The following is a 19755-nucleotide window of genomic DNA, read 5'->3' as shown; positions in this document are numbered from 1 at the left end:
GAAAACGGGCTCTTTTCAAAACTTTATCACAAAAATAAATGGAAAGTCATAAGTCAATAACCTTAAATATTCATGTGGTTAACTATAAATAAGAGAATCAATTTACAGGATTAATTGTCTTTTTCTTCATCATCCGCTTTTGCATCCTTCAGATAAGGGTTCAGGCTGTCTTGCAATAGTTGCTTGACCTGTACACGCAGTTCTTTGGGATATACGACCTCGGCCTCTGGCCCGTATTTTAACAGAAGTCTGGATACATATCTAAACTCTTCGACCGGAATATATCCCTGCCATTCCTGACCCTGCCCATCATGATGGGCAACATTTTGGAAGAGGGCATCTGATCCGGCCAGCCTAGCACCCAATGCGGTAAATTTTATTTTAGACGGAATTCCTAGACGGGAATCCTCCGAAGCCAACCATTCCTGAAGTGTGGGGAGGCTGTCCAAGGTGTCGTCCAGCATCGTTATTGTGATCACCCGATCTGAACGGTACAAAATGATGCGATCTTTGTTATGCGCTGGCATATACCAATATCCGTGATCAAAATACAGCCCAACCGGATATACCTGGGTCCACTTTGCCCCGGATGCAGAGCGGTAGTGCATGTTCACCCTGCGCTTATTCAGCGCAGCCTCCAAAATGATTGAGGTGTAGGGTGACTCTGCGTGAGTGGGCAGCATACGAAAAGAAATGTACTCCTTTAATTGATCGATACTGTCCTGCACATCCTGTGGAAGCTCGGCATAATAATGCTCGGATAAATGCTCACGAACCGAGCCAAAAGGGATATCTGGAATGTTCTCCAACAGTTGCAGCATGAGAAAAAGACCCAGAGCCTCGTCGCGGGCAAGATGAAGGGGAGGAAGAAGCCGATTGGGAAGTGCCCGATACCCGCCATGAGGGCCCATTTCGGTATAAAGGGGTAACCCGGTCTGCTGCAAATAGTCGAGATCTCTTTGTATCGTCCTGACGGAGACACCAAAACGTTCAGCCAGCTCACGTGCCGTATATTTTTTTCGGGAATCCAGTATCCTCATAAGAGCAATTCTGCGTTCGTTCATAAGGTACCCCTCGAATCAAAAATTAATTTTAAATGACCGTTTAACTACGACATACGATGTCATAAATACATTGTAACATTGGGAAATAGAAAGGAGGAATGAACTATGGAAGATTTGAAATCAAACGCAGTTGTGCTGTATATTGCCATGAGTCTCGACGGGTATATCGCTTTGCCGGACGGTTCGGTGGACTGGCTGTATGATGTTAAAGGGGATGGCGGGGACAATGGATATGCCGACTTTTACGGCACCGTAGGTACGGTGCTGATGGGCCGGCTGACGTATGAGGAAGTATTGAAGCTCTCAGATGATTTCCCTTATGCTGGCAAGCCATGCTATGTGCTCACACGAGCATTAACGGAGCAACAGCAAGCGCCACATGTTACATTTACGGACGAAGCTCTGTCTGAACTGGTTCCACGTCTACAAGGACAATCGGAAGGTGCGGTATGGCTAGTCGGTGGAGGCCAGTTAGTCCAGGCCTTCTTACAAGCTGGACTGCTAGAGAAGGCTATCATTGCGATCATTCCCAAAGTGCTTGGACAAGGAATACCGTTATTTCCAGAAGGAACACTACCAAGTACGTTTGAGCTTAAAGAAATAGAACGCCGCGGGGATATTGTTCTTCTCCATTATAATGTATAAGCCGCACACGAAAAATGAACATAAAAACGGAGTAGGCGGAATGGTGCTGTACAAGCGTAGCGGTCGCTTTTGTCCCCGGATTTCTCCCCTATATAAACGACAATATTCAAGAAATCCGGGGGCGGTGGCGATGGGAAGCACCATCCGTCTGCGCAGTGGCACGATAGGCAACCTTTAAATTGCAGCTTTGATATCTATAATTGTGTTCACAAAAAAGCCTTCGTATTTCAGGATCATGCAATCTCCCTGAAATATGAAGGCTTTATCGTGTGCTTTTGATCATTATTTGGTCTTCAAATTATCCCATGTTCTCTGGAAATCCTCGAATAGCTTCCCGGCATCTGATTTACCTGCTACATAGGCTTGCATCTGACTTCCGAATTCTTGCTGTGCTCCTTCAGGATAGCGGCTAAAGAACCAGCCCAACAGCTTGTTTTCCTTACTGTATTTCACTACTTCTGCACCCAATTGGCCCATATCAGCCTCTGCCCCTTCGATATTCTTGAACGCTGGAATAAACTTAAATTCCTTGGTGATGTACTTTTTACCCTGCTCGGATGTCACCATCCAGTTTAAGAACTCCTTCGCCTCGGGTTTGACAGCCGAATTTTTATTAACCACCCAGTTGTTGGCGACACCTACAAACAGCTTATCTCCGGCTGTTGCGTCTTCACCAATCGGCATAGGCAAAATCCCCAAATTCAACTTCGGATTAATACCGTCAATTTGGACCTGAGTCCAGTTCCCTTGCTGCATCATGGCGGCCTTTCCAGTGGCGAAGTTCGTTACCTGCGTGTTGTAATCGGTCGTGAGCGGCTTCGAATTGCCATACTTCAGTGTCAGATCGAACAGCTTAACCCACTCAGCGAATACAGCGTTGCCCGGAATCTTTGCAGTACCATCATTCAGTCCCTTGACGAAGGCCGAAGGGTCCGGCTGATTGGCAAATGCCACGTTCAGCAAATGATTGCCCAGCACCCAAAACTCCTGATATCCATTCGAAAAAGGTGTAATCCCTGCGGCTTGGAGCTTTTGCGCAGCTCCCTCCAGTTCAGACAATGTATTAGGGGTCTCCGTAATCCCCGCCTTCTTGAACAAATCCTTGTTATAAATAAAGCCGTATCCTTCCAGATTCATCGGCTGGCCATACAGCTTGCCGTCTTTGGTCATCGGCTCTTTGGCGACATCGACCACATCGCCAACCCAAGGCTGGTCAGACAGGTCCTCCAAATATTCCAGCCACGTATCTAGCTCGCGGTAACCTCCTACGTTAAAAATATCTGGCTGCTCCCCGGAGGCGAACTTCGCCTTTAACGCCGCTCCATAGTCACTTCCCCCGCCCACGGTCTGAATATCGAGCTTGATCCCTGGATGAGACGCTTCGTATTCCGCCTTCATACGATTCAGCGCTTCTGCAATCTCTACCTTAAACTGAAAAATGTGAATTGTTTTTTCCTTCACTTCCTCTTTGCCTGCATTTTGTCCGCCACTGCTGTTACAGCCTGCCAAAACCAGAGCAAAGGCCGCGAGAAGCAAGATCAGTGCTTGAGCTTTCTTTTTAAAAGTATGCGTTTTCATATTCATGTTCCTTTCTATTCTAAATTCATATCAGTTGAACTCGAAAAATTCATGTGAAAACGAAGCAAACGGAATGGTACTGAACAAGCGATAGCGCTCACCTTTGTCTCTAGATTCCCACCTTTATTCGTTTATTCAGGGAATCTGGAGGCAACAGCGATGGTAAGCACCATCCGTTTGTGGAGTGGCACACCGTGAACATTTTCAACTCATCCCACACTCAACCCTTGACCGAACCCGCCATAATACCTTGTATAATGTATTTTTGCATGGCCAGAAAGAATACGATGACTGGCAAGATACCCAGCACCAAAGCAGGCAATGCCAAATCCCACTGCTTCGTGTATTGTCCGAAAAAGGCATAGGTCGCAATCGGAATGGTGCGCAGCTCAGCCTTTTGCAGCACCAAAGAAGGCAGGAGATAATCATTCCAAATCCAGAGCGTATTTAAAATAATAACAGTTACCATCATCGGCAGCATCAACGGATACACAATTCGGAAAAACACTCCATAAGGCGTACAGCCATCCACCGTAGCTGCTTCTTCCACCTCGACCGGCACACCTTTGACGAATCCATGAAAGAGAAAGATCGACATAGGAGCTCCGAATCCCAGATAACAGATCACCAGACCACTTATACTGTTCATTAAATCCAGTGTACTTACAACCTTGACCAAAGGAATCATCACCGATTGAAAAGGAATAACCATGGCAGCTACGAACAGGCTGAACAACACTCGATTATAACGCGTCGGACGCCGGACCATTCGGTAAGCTGCCATTGAGCTGATCAGTACGAGCAGCAGATTACTAACTACCGTAACTACAAGTGAATTCCATAAAGCTTCGGGAAAACGTGTGATGCTCCATGCTCTAGCATAGTTGCTCCATACAAAGGTTTGTGGCCAGGCCGCAGAATCGGTGAGCAGGTCACCAAAGCTTTTGACCGAATTCACGAATAAAAAGTAAAACGGGACGAGGAATAACAATGCGACGAGGATCATCACCATCTCGGTCGCCCATGTTCCAAAGCGGTAGCGCTTGCTTGTTTCCATTTACGCTTCCACCTCCCGACTTTTCGTCAGTCGTACCTGAAGGCTCGTAACCAGAGCAACAATGATAAAGAAAATGAGTGCTTTAGCTGTTCCCAGTCCATAACGATTATTCACAAACGCTTCATTGTAAATATTGAGTGCAACCGACTCTGTGGACCCGAAAGGACCTCCCTTGGTCAGTGACAAATTGAGATCGAACATTTTGAACGACCATGATATCGCCAGGAAAAGACATACCGTAACGGCAGGCATAATCAAAGGAAGTATAATCGACCGCAAAATTTGCATCCGGCTTGCTCCGTCAATTTCGGCTGCTTCCAGCATATCGCGGGGCACATTGGTCAGGGAAGAGATATAAATCACCATCAAATACCCGGCGGTTTGCCAGATAAACACAATGACTATGCCCCAGAAGGCCGTGATCTCATCTCCCAACCAGGACAGGTTGAAGAAGGACCAGTTCGTGCTCTCTCCGATGGCTGCAAATCCCTTGACGAAAATAAACTGCCAGATAAAGCCCAGCAACAGACCTCCGATCACATTAGGCATAAAAAAGATGGTTCTTAGTACATTTTTTGTTTTCAGCGGTTTGGTTAGAAAGTACGCCAGCAGAAAGCCAAAAATATTCGCAGCCACCACTCCTACCACCGTAAAACGGACCGTAAACCAGAACGCTGTCCCAAATTTGTCATCATTCCATAAAATGTGACTGAAATTATCCAGCCCGACCCACTTTGCCTCATTGGCTACCCCATTCCACTCTGTAAAAGAATAGTACATTCCGAGCATAAAAGGGATTACAATAATGATAACGAAAAATAACGTCGACGGCCCTACAAAAATGCATTGCTGGAGCCATTGCGACGACTTGGCGCGATTCAATCCGATCCCCCCTTTTGTTGTCTGTTGGTGTCTGGAACGCTCCCTTACGGCTTTCTTTCAGCAGCATGATGCTTGGGCCGTACGGATATGCGATTCACATGTTCATTATGTCGAATAAGCGCTCTCGAGAACACGTAGGATCGTGAACCATTAGGGGGGAATATATTGACCTCTGGCTCACCTTGAATTGTGAAAGGAGCTCACTGCATGAAATTTCACAGCATTCGTTCCCGTCTAATCTGGTTTTTGCTCATTGCGGTCACCCTGCCGCTGCTGCTGTCGATGACCATGACCTTCGTTCTCACCAAGCAATCCTTGCGGGAGCAGGCCACACAAGAAAATGAACGGCTTATTTTTCAGGGAATTACGAATCTGGATAACTATTTACAAGGATTGAATCGCGCGTCCATCGGAGTCTATAATGACCCTCATTTTCTGCGTAATTTGGCCAAAATCCCAGATGATTACCGGGCCGTCGCTGAAATTTACACCACGCTGCAAACGATGATGAATGCTTCGTCAGGCATTGACCAGGTGTATTTGCATTCTTTTGAGGCTGGGCAATCGACATTGATTACCAGTACAGTCCCTCTACGGGAATTCCGGCTGGAGCCATTTACCGGCTCTATTCATTACGGCCCTTCCGGACTATTCATACAGCCTTCGCACATGAAGCATTTGTACGGTTTTTCAGCGGTTTCCTATACGGAGCACAGCACAGAGCGTCAGGTATTTACACTTCATCGGGCGATTCGGAACATTCCTGCCTCAGAGACGCTTGGGGTACTGGCTATAGATGTTGATCTGGAGCCGCTGCGCAGTATTTGCCGTCAATTGTATGATGCGGATACAGAGGAGCTGTTTTTGATCGACCGGAACGGAACGATCATATATAGCGGAAAAGAAGCATCAATTGGAACACACTGGAAGGAATCTGGCCTGCTCAATCGAATTTCTAAAGAAGGCGAGCACGGAGTGATTGAGGATGATACAGCATTGCACGTGTACGGCAAGCTGGATGCCAACCTGTCAGGCTGGACGCTCGTCAAGAAAATTCCACATCGTACGCTGTATTTACGGGCTACTCGCCTGACTCAGATCAATGCGGTCATTACAGGCACAGCGTTGCTACTTGTAATTGTTGCCACGTTATGGATTTCGATAAAAATCACAGAACCTATTAAGCGACTGACTCGCTACATAAACCAGATTCAGTCCGGTCAACTGGATGTAGACATTCGGGCCATGAGTAACGATGAGATCGGAGTACTGTCGCGCCGTTTCAGACAGATGATGGATACCATCAACAACCTCATTTTGCGGGAATACAAGCTGGAGCTGGCTAACAAGACACATCAATTGAAAGCGCTTCAAGCACAGATTAATCCTCACTTTTTATATAATACGCTACAGTCTATTGGAACCCTGGCTCTACAGCATGAGGTGCCGCGAATTTATTCTCTGCTCTCTTCCCTTGCCAAAATGCTGCGTTATAACATGCGGGACCATACGGTCGTTACACTCAAGGAAGAAGCCGAACATGTAAAACAATATCTTGATTTACAAAAGGAACGCTTCGGTGAGCAATTAGAGGTCACTTACCAGTGGGAGGATGAGGTCCTGAATGATCGGGTGCCTAAAATGATTCTCCAACCGTTGGTGGAAAACTACTTTAAACACGGTGCCGATCCCCGACTGGGGCCCGGTGAAATTCGCATTACAGGTAGCCGAATCCGGGAAGGCATTGTGAAAATAACAGTGGAAAATAACGGAACTTCCATTCCGCAGGCCGATTTGGAGAAACTCCAGCATATGTTAAAACGTCCACTGAAAGCCTACGAAGAGCCAGACACTAGCGCGCAAGACTCCATTGGCCTTCGTAATGTTTTATTGCGTATTCAGCTTCATTCGGAGGATGGTTCTAACACCCTGTGCGTAGACAACATTCTGCCTCATGGCGTCCGTTATACACTCGAAATTCGCACTGAAGCCCATACGGAAATTCATATTAAGGGAGAGTGATCTGTCAATGAAAGTCCTGATTGTGGATGATGAGAAGCATGTACGCCATGCCATACGGATGCTCGTACATTGGGAAGCCTGCGGTGTGAGCGAGGTGATTGAAGCTGAGTCGGGCGATCAGGCGATTGAGGTCATTACCGCCCTTTCCCCACCCGTTGTACTCACGGATATGCGGATGCCCGGCAAGGATGGAGTAGCACTGATGGAATGGATTCAAGTGAATTCCCCAGCAACTAGAGTCGTGGTGGTCAGTGGCTATGATGATTTTGACTTGGTTCGACAGGTCATCCGCCGGGGAGGCATGGACTATATTCTTAAGCCCGTGGATCCAGTGGAGATTAACGAGGCTTTAAATAAAGCCACTCAAGCCTGGCGGACAGCGGAGCAAGACCGGAACAGGCAAACGATGCAGGCAATGGAGGTCAATCGCATGAGGCCGCACTATGCTGATAAGCTCCTGACTGAAATTGTTTCCGGTATAGCGAATACCCCTCTTTCCATTACGCCCTTACGTGAGGAGCTACGTCTTCCCGCAGCTATTCAGATATGTAATGCAGCTGTCATGAGTACCACTCAGCTGGATGCCGATATACTGGACAAATATAAAACGCGCCGTGCGCTTTTGAGCTTTTCCCTCATTAACATCTGCAACGAATTTCTCGGAACTTCTCAAACTGGAGTTGCATTCCGTCATCTAGAACGTATGGATGAAATTATTCTGCTGTATTGGGGCGAGCCATCTCGTTGGTCACCGCTTTTGCAGGATATTCATACAGGAATCAAAACGGCTTTGCGGTGCTACATGCACATCGGAGTTGGCTCTTTTGGTGCCTTTCCCATAGCGGCAGCCACTGCCTACCAAGAGGCACGGCAAGCGTTATGGAAACGGGATGTGTTGCAAACCGCCGACTGGATGCACCAGAATTCTCAGACACGGCAGAGCATTCGTCTTCCCCAGTTGCCTGAGATGGAAGAGGAACTACGGCTTAGTGCGCTCAGCTGTAATGCCAGTCGTGTGTCTATAGCGGTAGGCCGCTGGATAGCAGCCGTAGCCGAGCTGCCTTCGGTGACAGCAGAGCAACTAGCCAGTTGGAATCAGGAGCTGGACTGGATGCTGGCCCGCTGGCTGAATGACAGACCCGGAGATACCGATGGCGAGGAACTGGCAGATGAGTCCGGCTCCATCCATGCCTTGCCGATCGACAACCGCGGCATGCTTTCGTTGCCCTTATGGCAAAGACAGGTCGAAAACCGACTGCTGGCAGCCGGTCAGGCACTTACACCAAGCCATAGCCCAAACAACCCGACCATCCGTGATATTGCCCGCTATCTGGATGCACACTACGACGAGGACATTTCTCTACAAGATATGGCGAGCCGCTTTTACCTCAGTCGGGAATATATTTCTCGTAAATTCAAGCAGGAGTACGGGGTTAATCTGTCGGACTACTTGTGCCAGATCAGGATGGGCAAGGCGAAACTGCTGCTGCTGAATGACAAGCTGCGCCTGCATCATATTGCCGGTATGGTCGGGTATCAGGATGAAAAATATTTTGGCAAGGTGTTCAAAAAACTGGAGGGGGTCACGCCTGGTGAATTCAGAAGACGCCATTCTGCAAATCCTCAGCCGTGACCGCATACAGCACGTGATCTTCCCACACACCATTAATCTTCAAATAGTTGAGAGCCAGCCCTTCGCGGCGAAATCCTGCCTTTTCCATCACTCGATTGGAAGGCGTATTTCTTGGCATCACTCCAGCTTGAATACGGTTTAGTTCCAACTCATTTAAGGCGTAGCGTACAATATCCTTCACAGCGGAAGTGGCATAGCCTTGTCCGTGGTATGCAGGATCTACAAAGTAGCCCAGATTGGCGTTTTGAAAAGGGCCTCTAGCGACACCCGACAGCTCCATTCTGCCAATCAGCTTATTATTTTCCGGCAAAAAAAGTCCAAACGTATATCCCTGTCCGGCTTGTGCCGCTTCCAAACCGTTGGAAATCAGACGCGCCTGTTCTTCTAGCGTAAAGTAAATTTCAGGTCGTTCCGGCTCGAACGGTTTGAAAAAATCAAAATTTTCACGTCTGATCTCTAATAAACGTTCTGCATCACTTACTTGTAACAATCGAATCTGTAGCCCTGGATGGGTGGACTTCATCGAAATCGTACCCTTAGTTTCATTTAGCATTTTCATTCGCCTTCTTTCTCTGTTGCTCCTCTATTATTGTAATTGTAATTCACGGTCACGAGACAGGAAAATACCCCAGGTGCATGAGAGCAGCCTAGGGTATCTCCATCTTTCAAAATTTAGTCCGTAACAGGCATCCAGCCTGGAAGGGTCGTCAACACATTCCACAAATAGTCAGGAATGACTAGCTCCTGCTGAGCTTGCTTGGATAATGTCGTGCGAATGGTATCTTCTGTACCGTTTTGCACCTTCTGAACCCATTGCGGCTCCATCAAAAGTGGACGTCCCAGCGATACAAGCGGTACACCTGTCTCCAGTGCTGCAAGCGCCTCGTCCGGTGTATTCAGCGACCCGACTCCCATAATCGGCACACGGTTACCTACCTTCTCTTGGATGAGAACGGTACGTGACCGTTCGTCACTACGGTCACGGAACGAACCACCAAAGAAATGATTTACGGAAATGTGCAGGTAATCCAGCCCTTGATCCGCCAGACGGTCTACAAGCACCATCGTATCATCCAGCGTAATGCCTGGCGTGTGTCCTTCCTCAGGAGACAAGCGGTATCCGAAAATGAATGGACGCTTCGCATGCTCTGCGATCACTTTCTTCACTTCGTGAACAATCGCCAGCGGAAAGGCCAAGCGTTTCTCAAGGCTTCCTCCCCATTCATCAGTACGGATGTTGGAATGCGGGGAGAAGAACTGCTGCACCAGGTAACCGTTCGCTCCGTGCAGCTCCACACCATCATAGCCTGCTTCAATCGCGCGGCGAGTTGCTTCGCCATAGGCGCGGATGACGCGGTGGATATCGTCGGATGTCATTTCACGCGGCACAGGTGCGCCTTCTTTTTCCTCAGCTACTGCGCTTGCACTAATCGGTTGTCCGTCTGGAATCTGATCCGGTGGACACAGACGGCCACCATGATAAATTTGCAGGATCGCTTTCGCGCCCTCCTGATGAATCGTATCTGCCAGACGGCGCAGGCTAGGAATCATTTCATCCTTGTCCGCACCAAACTCATTAACAAATCCTTTACCATCTGGAGTTACATACACACAAGCGGTAATAACCGCGCCCACACCACCGGAGCGTTCACGGTAGTATGCCAGTTCCTCGTCACTGACTTCACCATTTTCGTGGGAAGCAAAGTTAGTCATAGGTGCCATGGTGATACGGTTCTTCAACGTAACACCGGATGGCAGGGTAAAAGCTTCAAATAGTGAATTATATTTTGGGTTCATTCTTTCTCTCTCCTTCAGTTAAATCAGATCAGATAATATAAGGCTGTTGAGCATGAAGCCGAATACGAATTCGATGTAGCTTTCCTCCATAACGAACTCAAGCTACTGTTGCTTACTTAAATACAGTGGTTATAATAACCACAGTATAATGATCCGCAACTATAAAGTCAAATCTATCCTTTCTGATCATCCCTAAACTGTTCGAAAAAGCTGAACCGTAGCCACTTGGCACAATCCACTAGCAAAGCTTAATGCTTCCCGGCTGTGCTTTTCTTCTCCTCCCGGCGGGAAAACCAAGTCGCGAGCAGCGAGCCGGAAATATTATGCCACACGCTAAAAATCGCACTCGGTACAGCAGCAATCGGATTAAAATGAGCTGCTGCCAGCGCAGCGCCCAGTCCGGAATTCTGCATTCCCGTTTCCAGCGTAACAGCTTTACGTTTGGAAAGATCCATGCCGAACAGCTTGGCAAACCAATATCCAAGCAGGAACCCGATTCCGTTATGCAAAATAACCACACCAAAAATAATCGGACCTGTCTCCAAAATCTTGCCTTTGCTGCCTGCAATCACAATAGCCACGATGAGCATAATCACCAGTGTTGATATGAGCGGTAGCGCCTGGACACTGGCTTCTGCCTGTTTGCGAAATAGCGATTTGACGATAACACCCAACACAATGGGGACAATAACCACGATGAAAATATCCATGATCAGCGACTTCGAATCAATATTCATCCAACGTCCAGCAAGCAGGTTAATCATGGCCGGGGTAGCTAGTGGAGCAATCAGCGTCGATACTGAAGCAATCGACACGCCCAACGCCACGTCGCCTTTGGATAAGAGCGTCATTACATTGGACGCGGTTCCACTCGGGCAACAGCCTACCAAAATGACACCTACCGCAATATCCGGTGGCAGCTGCAATACTAATGCCAATCCAAAGGCCAGAAACGGCATAATCAGATAATGCCCGACCACACCAATAGCCACATCCACTGGACGCCGGAATACTTCACGAAAGTCAGCGGCAGATAAAGTCAGCCCCATCCCGAACATGACAATGCCCAGAAATAACTGTATGTATCCTTTCAACCCTGTAAACGCCGCAGGAAAGAAAAATCCCAAGCATGCAAATAAAAGTACCCAGATGGAAAAGGTCCCTCCTACAAATTTCCCTACTCTCTCCAAGCCATTCATTCTACTTATCTCCTTACTTCTATATAAGCTGAATCTGAGGAATTTCAGCTTATATAGTGCTTAAAATTTTCACCATTGTACTACATATGACTGCATATACATACAAGTTTTTATGATTATACCGGGATCAAGAAACTTTTTCCCGTTCGGACATATTCGAAAGCAAAGTGGGTATATTCATAATAGAAGTTTGTGACCAGTCGGTCATTTTTGGATTATCATTCGTTGAGGAGGAGATATCCCTATGTCACGAAGCCACCCGTATAAATGGTGGAATATTATTGCATTTATCGCTGTCGTTCTCGTTAACTTTCTGGCTTCTACACTTCCTATCGGCGGCAGAAGCACTGCTGCTGTATCCAACATGTACCCTACCTTGATTACACCAGCAGGTTACGCTTTTTCCATCTGGTCGGTCATCTACGTGCTGCTCGCCTGCTTTGTCGTGTACCAAGCTACACCTACAGGGCAAGCTAAGACAAGTGTTCAATCCATCGGTATTTTCTTTATTCTAAGCTGTATTTTCAATATCATCTGGATTTTCCTCTGGCAGTATGTATACGTAGAACTGTGCGTCATCGTCATTATTCTATACTTGCTTTCCTTGGGCGTCGTGTATGTACGTACCCGCACGCCGCAGCCAACCCGCGGAGAAATGTGGTTCGTCAAGCTACCGTTCAGCCTCAACCTCGGTTGGGTATGCGTTGCTACTATTATCAATATTGCAGTGGCACTGGAAAAGAATGAATGGAGTGGCTGGGGACTCAGCGATACGACATGGGCGATCATTATCCTGCTCATCGGCACCGCATTGGCAATCATAGTCAGCTTCCCTTATCGCGACAGCATTTATCCTCTCGTATTTGTATGGGCCTATATCGCCATCGCCGTCGAGCATCCGAACAATGAAAATGCACGGCTAGCCGCATTGATCTTGGCGGCAATCATTCTGGTGTACGCGCTATGGCTATTCTTTGCCCGTAATCGAGACCGGGATTAAAGAAAACGAATATGATCTCTAGCAAGAACAAGCGAGTTTGGGTCTGAATCATCTAGCCCAAGCTCGCTTGCTTTGTTTATTCATTTTTAACCATGTGATTAGGTATAGACCTTAATCAAATCTATAAGCTTGCTTGTCGAGTGATCTGCACCGGGTGTCTCTATTTATTAGGGACACCCGGTTGCCATGCAAACTTTTTATTTTATGAACGGATCTTTCAGACTATTCGCTCTTCAATGCAATGACTTCAATCTCTACCAGTGCATCCTTGGGCAGACGAGCTACCTCCACCGCACTGCGTGCTGGATAGGGTTGCTCAAAGAAAGAACTGTACACCTCATTGACGCTGACAAAATCGTTCATGTCCTTCAGAAATACAGTCGCTTTCACAACCTGGTTCATGTTGCTGCCTGCCGCTTCCAGAATGGCTTGTACGTTGCTCAAGGACAGGCGTGCCTGCTCCTGTACATCCTTACCAAACTCACCTGTTGCCGGATTCAGTCCAAGCTGTCCCGACGTGTAAATAAACCCGCCTGCCTCTACCGCTTGGCTATAAGGGCCGATAGCACCGGGTGCTTTTTCAGTAGCAATTGTTTTTTTCATATGGGTTGGATTCTCCTTCCTGATACTGGTTCACCGTATTATAGCATGTGAAGTCCAAAGCCACTATTCCGTGCGACGGAAAAACGCCCTGGGTTTCTTTTAAGACATCCCATTGCTACGTTGCTATATTTTTTTATCTTCGCTGTAACCTTTAGCGTCTATGTATCATCTAACTCCTATAACCTGCAACAAAATAAATTCTACAAATCCAGATACAGGTACAATGATCATAGCTAAGTATAGACGGGAAAGGAGCACCATCCTTTGAATCTCGAAACAAACTTACACCAAGCAAGGCAGGGGGACCGCAAGGCATTCGTCGCCTTGATGAAACATATGGAATCCGATATGTACGGCATGGCGCGTTCCATTCTTCACAGCAATGAAGATTGCGCGGACGCGATGCAAGAGGCGATGCTCAAGGCATACCAGTCTCTGGGTGAGCTGCGTGAACCTCGCTATTTTAAAACATGGCTGCTTCGCATTCTCATTAATGAGTGCCATCTCATTATCCGCAAGCAAAAACGGATCGTACCCGTGGCGGAATTTATAAAGGAACCCTCCACCTCAGGTGGATATGAAAAAATCGAACTACGCGAGGCCATCGACCACTTGGAGGAATCCATGCGAACCGTAATTTCCCTGCACTATTTGCGGGATATGCCGATCAGAGAAATATCAGAGGTACTGGATGTATCAGAGGGGGCCGTCAAAACACGATTGCACCGTGCTCGCAGAACATTAATGGACCTGCTACAAAATCGCGGAGAAAGGAAGGCGACCTTTCAATGATCCCTTCAGAGTTTGAGAAACAGAATCAAGAGCTGGATCGGAAATTACAATCAGAAAAAGAAAACTTGGAAGCCGACACGGTAATGATTCCCGATTTGGTAAGAGAACGCTTAGATGCATTTTACACACAAATGGAATCGGCTGTAGAGCCGTTATCCAAGTCTCCTTCCTTACATCGACCGGTCAAAAGATTTCTTCGGGGGACCGTAATTGCCGCTGCTTCTGCGGCTGTCATTAGCGTTATGATCATTGGTAGCGCCTTTGTTTCGCCAACAATGGCAGAATCATTGAAACGGGTTCCCCTTGTAGACAGCGTGTTCAGACTTGCTGGGGATCTCGGGCTGCAAACCGCTGATCAGAGAGGGTTGGCAACTTCCTCGAATCTTAGTGTTACCCATAGCGGTATTACATTAAAGGTACCACAAATCATATTTGACGGGACACGCTTGGTCGTAGCGTTGGAAAAGAGCGGCGGAGATTCGCAACATCAAACCCTATATCCGGCGATCCAAACGCAAGGACAGCCCGAAGAGGACATTCTGGAGAAAGTGGACCTGTTCATCAATGGGACATCGGTCAATAGCAATAATGGCGCCTTTAATTTCATGTATGGCCGCCCAGGCAAAGATAGTAATTCTATGCTGATTGCGTATATGCGTGACCCTGCCAGTGGTAAACCCGCCTTACCAGATCAGTTTGAGCTAGAGGTATATGCCAAGTTAAAAGGTGTAGCCGAGCCGTTTCACATACAAGCCACAGTTCACAAAACTAAAATAAATAACAAGATACTTCAGCTGCAAATGAGTAAATCTAATCCGTATCTTGCATTTACGGCAGAAAAGGTAGAAATCACACCCATCACGACCAAGATCACAACGTCATTCAAAATGCTGACCGATATTGCACATATGCCAGATGATTACACCGTGGAGCGAGAGTACAATTACATCAAAAACGGACAAACGATCCAGTACACCAAAAAAGAATTGGATATGCTTGATTATGCTGTATTCGACGAGCAGGGAAGAGAACTCCAACTCCTAAGCGGCTCTGGAGTTCCCCTTACTAAAGAGCGTAACAGCAAAATGATCACCCTATTTACTCCTTTTGTGGACACTCCTCAGAAGATCATTTTCAAGCCTTATATCTTGCCAACACAACCAGGAGGCAGTGCCCTACTCGATGCTCATGGCAACTGGACACGCCATTACATGGATGAATTAGAGATTACGATAGATGTGCCGCAGAACACAAACCACCCATAAAACACAAATAACGTCGCTGTTGTCCGAATCATCGGGCAACAGCGGCGTTATTGTCATTTTTAACCCTAGTCGTGGTTTTACACGTTTACATCCGTACCCGTTCCTGAACCAGGTTCCTCATCATCGGATGTTAGTTCCGCACCGATGACCCGAATGATGTCGTTCGGATAAATATGTACGCCGCTCGCCTGCGCAAGAGCAATTCGTACCATGGCTCGTGCGATGACCGGGGCCGGGATGGCGCGGTAGGAAGCGAGCTTGCCCGTCATCAGGCCGTCCAGCGCTTTCATGACAACAGCGGCAGCGGCTTCGCCTAAACGTCGTTCAGGCCTCGCGCCCAAAATCAGCGACGGACGGAACAAATGCAGTGCAGGCAGTCCAATAGCAGCAAGCGCCTCTTCAGCCTCACCCTTGGTGCGGTTATAAAACACGCGTGAATCTGGATCGGCGCCCATCGCAGAGACCGCAAGCATCTGTACCGCTCCAGCTTCTTTGCCCAACTGGGCTGCCAGCACCGGGTAATCCAGATCCACCTGACGGAACTGCTCCTTGGAGCCTGCCTTTTTCATCGTTGTCCCAAGGCAGCAAAAAACATCATCCACCCCTTCGAAGGCGAACGCCGCTTTCTGTGGCTGTTCCCAATCGATGAGCGCCTGCTCCAGCTTGGGATGCTTGATGTCCAACGGACGTCTGCCCATAACCATGACGCGGTTGTATTCCTTTTGCACCAGCAGCTCTCGTACAACATAACCCCCGACAAGCCCTGTTGCACCCACAACGACCGCTTTGCGTTCCATGATAAACCTCCTTTGTGCCATAACGCTCCTGCTCCTACAATTGCGATTAGGTTAATTTAAACGGCTGTTCGTCCGCCTCCTTGCTTTTGGACGGACACATAGGTAGGTACAGGGAAAATGCACTTCCCTTGCCCTCCTCACTCTCCAGACGGATAAACCCGCCCAACAAGCGGGAAAAATCACGGCTGATGGACAATCCCAACCCAGTTCCTCCATATTTACGATTAATGGAACCGTTCGCCTGCTGGAATGCCTCAAAAATCACATGCTGCTGAAGCTTGGAAATACCGATACCCGTATCTTTAACAGCAAATACAACCCAATCTCCCTCCTGTCCCTTTCGATCCAGATGCTGTGTGCTGATTTCCAGCAATACACGTCCTTCATGAGTGAACTTAAAGGCATTGGACAACAGATTACGCAAAATTTGCTGTACGCGTTTGGAATCAGACCGGATTTCATTCGGTATAGGCTCATGCTCCTTTAAGCTGAATTCCAGGTTTTTATCCTTCGCAGTGACTTCAAAATGCATCATCATCACCTGCGCAATCTCACGCACATTGACCGGCTCACTTACGATTTCCATGTGCCCAGCCTCGACCTTGGACAAGTCCAAAATGTCGTTAATCATTTGGAGCAAATCATGCCCCGAGGCATAGATGAGATCGCTGTATTGGTATAACTCGTCCTCATCCAGTTCTTTTCCCTGCTCGTTAATAATCTGCGCCAGATTAATGATGCTGTTAAGAGGTGTACGTAACTCATGCGACATCGTTGCCATAAAATCTGATTTATATTGGGAAGCCATCATCAGTTGCTTGGCACGTTCCTCTAGAATGACCTTTGCCTTCTGCAACTCATCTCGCTGCTCTGATAACAACTCATTCGCCTGCTTAATCTGATGATTGCGCTGTTGCTCCATCTGAAAGTCCCGTAAAATCAGAGCAAATAAAAAACTGAGGACGATGCCGATTGGCAGTGTAAGAGGAACAACCTCCGCTACATAATAGCGCCAGGGAATGACGCCCAGACAGGCAATATTTAACGTATTTACGATATTAACCGCTAAAATGGTCACCGATGCCTTAATAATCAGACGCCAGGTGGAGCGGCGCATCCAGTAGTTCAATCCGGCGCACAGGACGCCCAGAATGCTCATATTCAAAAAGCCGACCCACGCCGCCATATGTAGACCAAAGGTAAATCTCGTAAGTCCGATTGCGACCCCAATAATAATAAGCGTATAGGAGCGGGGATACACCAATGCCGCAATGATCAGCGGTACAAAACGCAGATCAAAAATAACCGTTTCACTAAAGTTAAAACCAAAGCAAGAGCTGACCCATCCGCCAAATATCACTAGCAGCACCGAGCTGACATATTTGAACCGCGAAGAGGTACGACTCAAACCATATTTATAAATCACATTCGCCACATAGGCAACGGCAATCAACATCCCTAAATTCATTAAAAACATCATTGAAAATTGCATGGACTCACACTCCCATAGCGCAAAAAATTGGATGCCAGGCCTATGTTAACCGCGTTTTCCTTTCTTGTACATCATAACATGAAGCCCCATCTTTCGACATGTCAAAAGATCTTACATCCGTATATAAAAAAAGCGAACCTCAATGGCTCGCCCTAGTGCTGATACCTATAGAGTCAGCTTGTGATGCCTTTGTTTCGGCGCCACTCTTTGACAAATAATTCGGCAAAATAAGGGTCCCATTGGGTCCCCTTTCCCTCTTCCAATATCATAACCGCCTTCTCTTCCTTCATACCTTTCCGATAGGGACGATCAGACGTCATCGCATCATAAGCATCCGCTACAGCAATGATTCGCCCAAATAAAGGGATATCTTCCCCAGCGAGCTGATCAGGATATCCCTTGCCATCATAACGTTCATGGTGCGAGCGCACGCCAGGCAAATAAGGGGCCATAGCATAAGCCGGTTCAACTTGCCGAAGAATGCTCTCTCCCATAACCGGGTGCATTTTAATCTGATCAAACTCCTCGTCCGTCAGCTTGCCGTCCTTGAGCAGAACAGCGTCAGCTACGCCGATTTTACCGATATCATGCAACAAGGCTGTTTTGCGCAGCAAGTCGAGGTCTGTCTCATTCAAACCTCCCTTGCGTCCAATGAGTACAGAGTACTCAGCTACACGTAAAGAATGTCCTGCGGTGTAGGCATCTCGTGCATCCAGTGCTGCCGCCAAGGTGGCGAAGTAACTGTCCAATAGCTGACCGTTCTTTTCTTCCCGTTCCTTCAGGCCCTCGATCATCATGTTAAAGCCTTCAACCAACTCGGCAAATTCGTCGGAGTACAAGTCGCTGGCATTACTGTTCAGGCGGCCTTCCTTCACTGCATTCATTTTTTCCAGCAGGTGGTGGATCGGCTGTTCGATCTCACGGGTCAGCAACCTGCCTCCCAGATAAGCAAAGGCCACACCAAAAATTAAAATTGTACCCGCCCATGCCCAATAGGAACTAGAATTCGCCGCCTCCAAACGTTCCAAGCGAATCTGTGTAGCTAAACAAAATAAAAATAAAGGAAAAGCACCAATGAGCGTCGCACTTAACTGAAATTTATGCCGAAGCGATAGTAGGACTCGTCCTCGCAGAGACAGATTTAATCCATATCTCTGGTAGGTTCGATCACGAATTTCCTCCAGCAGCGGCCTGATTGCTCTCATTGTCAGGAAAAATTCAACCAGTGCGTGCATGGAAGCGACCAGACAAGCTCCTATACAGGCGATTCCTACATAATAAAAGGGAAAGGTAAGTTGTCCAGTATGTATCATCCATAAGGCAATGACGGTTGCCGGGATAGAGAAGCCTAACAAATGCGGTCCTACAATACGTAAAACTGACAAATTAGGCAGATGATGAACCCGGATATACACCGCTTCTACATCCTTGAGCGTTTCCTGGTTACCTAGAAAAAAACGATGAACCGGTCTCAAATGGATTCGAAACACTATGGTTTCACAAGCAATCATAATGACGCTGGAAAATGCAATAATTTTAACAAGACCCAGAATTTCATAGTGGGCTACATTTAACGTGGAAAATACAAAAATCATACCTACCAACAATACAGCGATAAACGAACCTATAATATAGTTCAGGATAACATGCTGAATAAAGCGCTTATAGGTCGGCAAATTGCTACCCCTCTTTTCATCCGTACACTCTAAAATATCTTGTGTATTCAATATCGGAGTCCAACCATCAAAAGTTTACCTTCTTGCTTGAGCATTTTATATAAATACGAGGACGGCTTTTAATCTGCAATTTATAGATAGGAAATCATTTTTAGCCAACATTTTTTCCAGTCTATCATCAAAAAGCCAAAAATGACTTGTGTTTTATAATCATTCTTGCTATACTATTGAAGTATGTATTAACCCCATAAGA

At 47.2% G+C, this 19755-nt stretch carries 17 protein-coding genes; 6 read left to right on the top strand and 11 right to left on the bottom strand.

What is annotated here, in order from left to right; translation table 11 throughout:
* Window positions 1-110: 110 nt before the first annotated feature.
* On the bottom strand, window positions 111-1064 hold the full coding sequence (locus AC5ELV_RS17920; protein WP_493431253.1) for a helix-turn-helix transcriptional regulator: 954 nt from the start codon (window positions 1062-1064) through the stop codon (window positions 111-113).
* Between the two features lie 105 nt (window positions 1065-1169).
* Here AC5ELV_RS17920 and AC5ELV_RS17915 point away from each other — a divergent pair, with 105 nt between their 5' ends.
* Window positions 1170-1709 (top strand): dihydrofolate reductase family protein, encoded by a 540-nt coding sequence (locus tag AC5ELV_RS17915; RefSeq protein ID WP_493431252.1) that lies wholly within the window; start codon window positions 1170-1172, stop codon window positions 1707-1709.
* A 282-nt stretch (window positions 1710-1991) separates the two neighbouring features.
* Here AC5ELV_RS17915 and AC5ELV_RS17910 read toward each other — a convergent pair whose 3' ends face one another.
* The 3 genes from AC5ELV_RS17910 to AC5ELV_RS17900 all read right to left on the bottom strand — a co-directional run bounded on the left by AC5ELV_RS17910 (window position 1992) and on the right by AC5ELV_RS17900 (window position 5226).
* On the bottom strand, window positions 1992-3287 hold the full coding sequence (locus AC5ELV_RS17910; RefSeq protein ID WP_493431251.1) for an ABC transporter substrate-binding protein: 1296 nt from the start codon (window positions 3285-3287) through the stop codon (window positions 1992-1994).
* Window positions 3288-3507: 220 nt separating this feature from the next.
* Window positions 3508-4344 carry a carbohydrate ABC transporter permease gene (locus AC5ELV_RS17905; protein WP_025721894.1) on the bottom strand — a complete coding sequence of 279 codons (837 nt, stop codon included), beginning with the start codon at window positions 4342-4344 and terminating at the stop codon, window positions 3508-3510.
* Window positions 4345-5226 (bottom strand): carbohydrate ABC transporter permease, encoded by an 882-nt coding sequence (locus AC5ELV_RS17900; RefSeq protein WP_493431250.1) that lies wholly within the window; start codon window positions 5224-5226, stop codon window positions 4345-4347. It lies immediately after the preceding gene.
* A gap of 207 nt (window positions 5227-5433) precedes the next feature.
* On the opposite strand from AC5ELV_RS17900, the gene AC5ELV_RS17895 reads away from it, so the two are divergent.
* Both AC5ELV_RS17895 and AC5ELV_RS17890 read left to right on the top strand, forming a co-directional pair.
* Entirely contained in the window at window positions 5434-7248 is a 1815-nt protein-coding gene (locus tag AC5ELV_RS17895) for a sensor histidine kinase (RefSeq protein WP_493431249.1), read from the top strand.
* 7 nt (window positions 7249-7255) lie between these two features.
* Entirely contained in the window at window positions 7256-8881 is a 1626-nt protein-coding gene (locus AC5ELV_RS17890) for a response regulator transcription factor (RefSeq protein ID WP_493431248.1), read from the top strand.
* On the opposite strand, the gene AC5ELV_RS17885 is transcribed toward AC5ELV_RS17890, so the two are convergent.
* From AC5ELV_RS17885 to AC5ELV_RS17875, 3 genes are all read right to left on the bottom strand, one after another.
* Entirely contained in the window at window positions 8847-9434 is a 588-nt protein-coding gene (locus AC5ELV_RS17885; protein WP_493431247.1) for a GNAT family N-acetyltransferase, read from the bottom strand. The genes AC5ELV_RS17890 and AC5ELV_RS17885 overlap by 35 nt on opposite strands.
* A gap of 119 nt (window positions 9435-9553) precedes the next feature.
* Complete coding sequence (locus AC5ELV_RS17880; RefSeq protein ID WP_493431246.1) at window positions 9554-10678, bottom strand: NADH-dependent flavin oxidoreductase; 1125 nt, start codon at window positions 10676-10678, stop codon at window positions 9554-9556.
* Between the two features lie 248 nt (window positions 10679-10926).
* Complete coding sequence (locus AC5ELV_RS17875) at window positions 10927-11877, bottom strand: bile acid:sodium symporter family protein (RefSeq protein WP_493431245.1); 951 nt, start codon at window positions 11875-11877, stop codon at window positions 10927-10929.
* 244 nt (window positions 11878-12121) lie between these two features.
* Between AC5ELV_RS17875 and AC5ELV_RS17870 the strand changes: the two genes are divergently transcribed.
* Complete coding sequence (locus tag AC5ELV_RS17870; RefSeq protein WP_493431244.1) at window positions 12122-12877, top strand: TspO-related membrane protein; 756 nt, start codon at window positions 12122-12124, stop codon at window positions 12875-12877.
* 222 nt (window positions 12878-13099) lie between these two features.
* On the opposite strand, the gene AC5ELV_RS17865 is transcribed toward AC5ELV_RS17870, so the two are convergent.
* Window positions 13100-13480, bottom strand: a complete 381-nt coding sequence (locus AC5ELV_RS17865) for a RidA family protein (protein WP_493431243.1) — start codon at window positions 13478-13480, stop codon at window positions 13100-13102.
* Window positions 13481-13744: 264 nt separating this feature from the next.
* Between AC5ELV_RS17865 and AC5ELV_RS17860 the strand changes: the two genes are divergently transcribed.
* Both AC5ELV_RS17860 and AC5ELV_RS17855 read left to right on the top strand, forming a co-directional pair.
* Window positions 13745-14272 carry an RNA polymerase sigma factor gene (locus AC5ELV_RS17860; RefSeq protein ID WP_493431242.1) on the top strand — a complete coding sequence of 176 codons (528 nt, stop codon included), beginning with the start codon at window positions 13745-13747 and terminating at the stop codon, window positions 14270-14272.
* The gene (locus AC5ELV_RS17855) at window positions 14269-15537 is read left to right on the top strand and encodes a DUF4179 domain-containing protein (protein WP_493431241.1); all 1269 of its coding nucleotides are present in this window, start codon (window positions 14269-14271) and stop codon (window positions 15535-15537) included. Before AC5ELV_RS17860 ends, AC5ELV_RS17855 begins: the two co-directional genes overlap by 4 nt.
* Window positions 15538-15614: 77 nt before the next feature.
* On the opposite strand, the gene AC5ELV_RS17850 is transcribed toward AC5ELV_RS17855, so the two are convergent.
* From AC5ELV_RS17850 to AC5ELV_RS17840, 3 genes are all read right to left on the bottom strand, one after another.
* Window positions 15615-16334, bottom strand: a complete 720-nt coding sequence (locus AC5ELV_RS17850; protein WP_493431240.1) for an NAD(P)H-binding protein — start codon at window positions 16332-16334, stop codon at window positions 15615-15617.
* Between the two features lie 46 nt (window positions 16335-16380).
* Window positions 16381-17826, bottom strand: coding sequence for an ATP-binding protein (locus tag AC5ELV_RS17845; protein ID WP_493431239.1), 1446 nt, complete (start codon window positions 17824-17826; stop codon window positions 16381-16383).
* Between the two features lie 173 nt (window positions 17827-17999).
* Window positions 18000-19502, bottom strand: coding sequence for an HD-GYP domain-containing protein (locus tag AC5ELV_RS17840; RefSeq protein WP_493431238.1), 1503 nt, complete (start codon window positions 19500-19502; stop codon window positions 18000-18002).
* Between the last annotated feature and the right edge of the window lie 253 nt (window positions 19503-19755).

The sequence above is a fragment of the Paenibacillus sp. NMA1017 genome, assembly GCF_058895805.1.
This window is presented reverse-complemented; position numbering and strand designations above follow the sequence as displayed.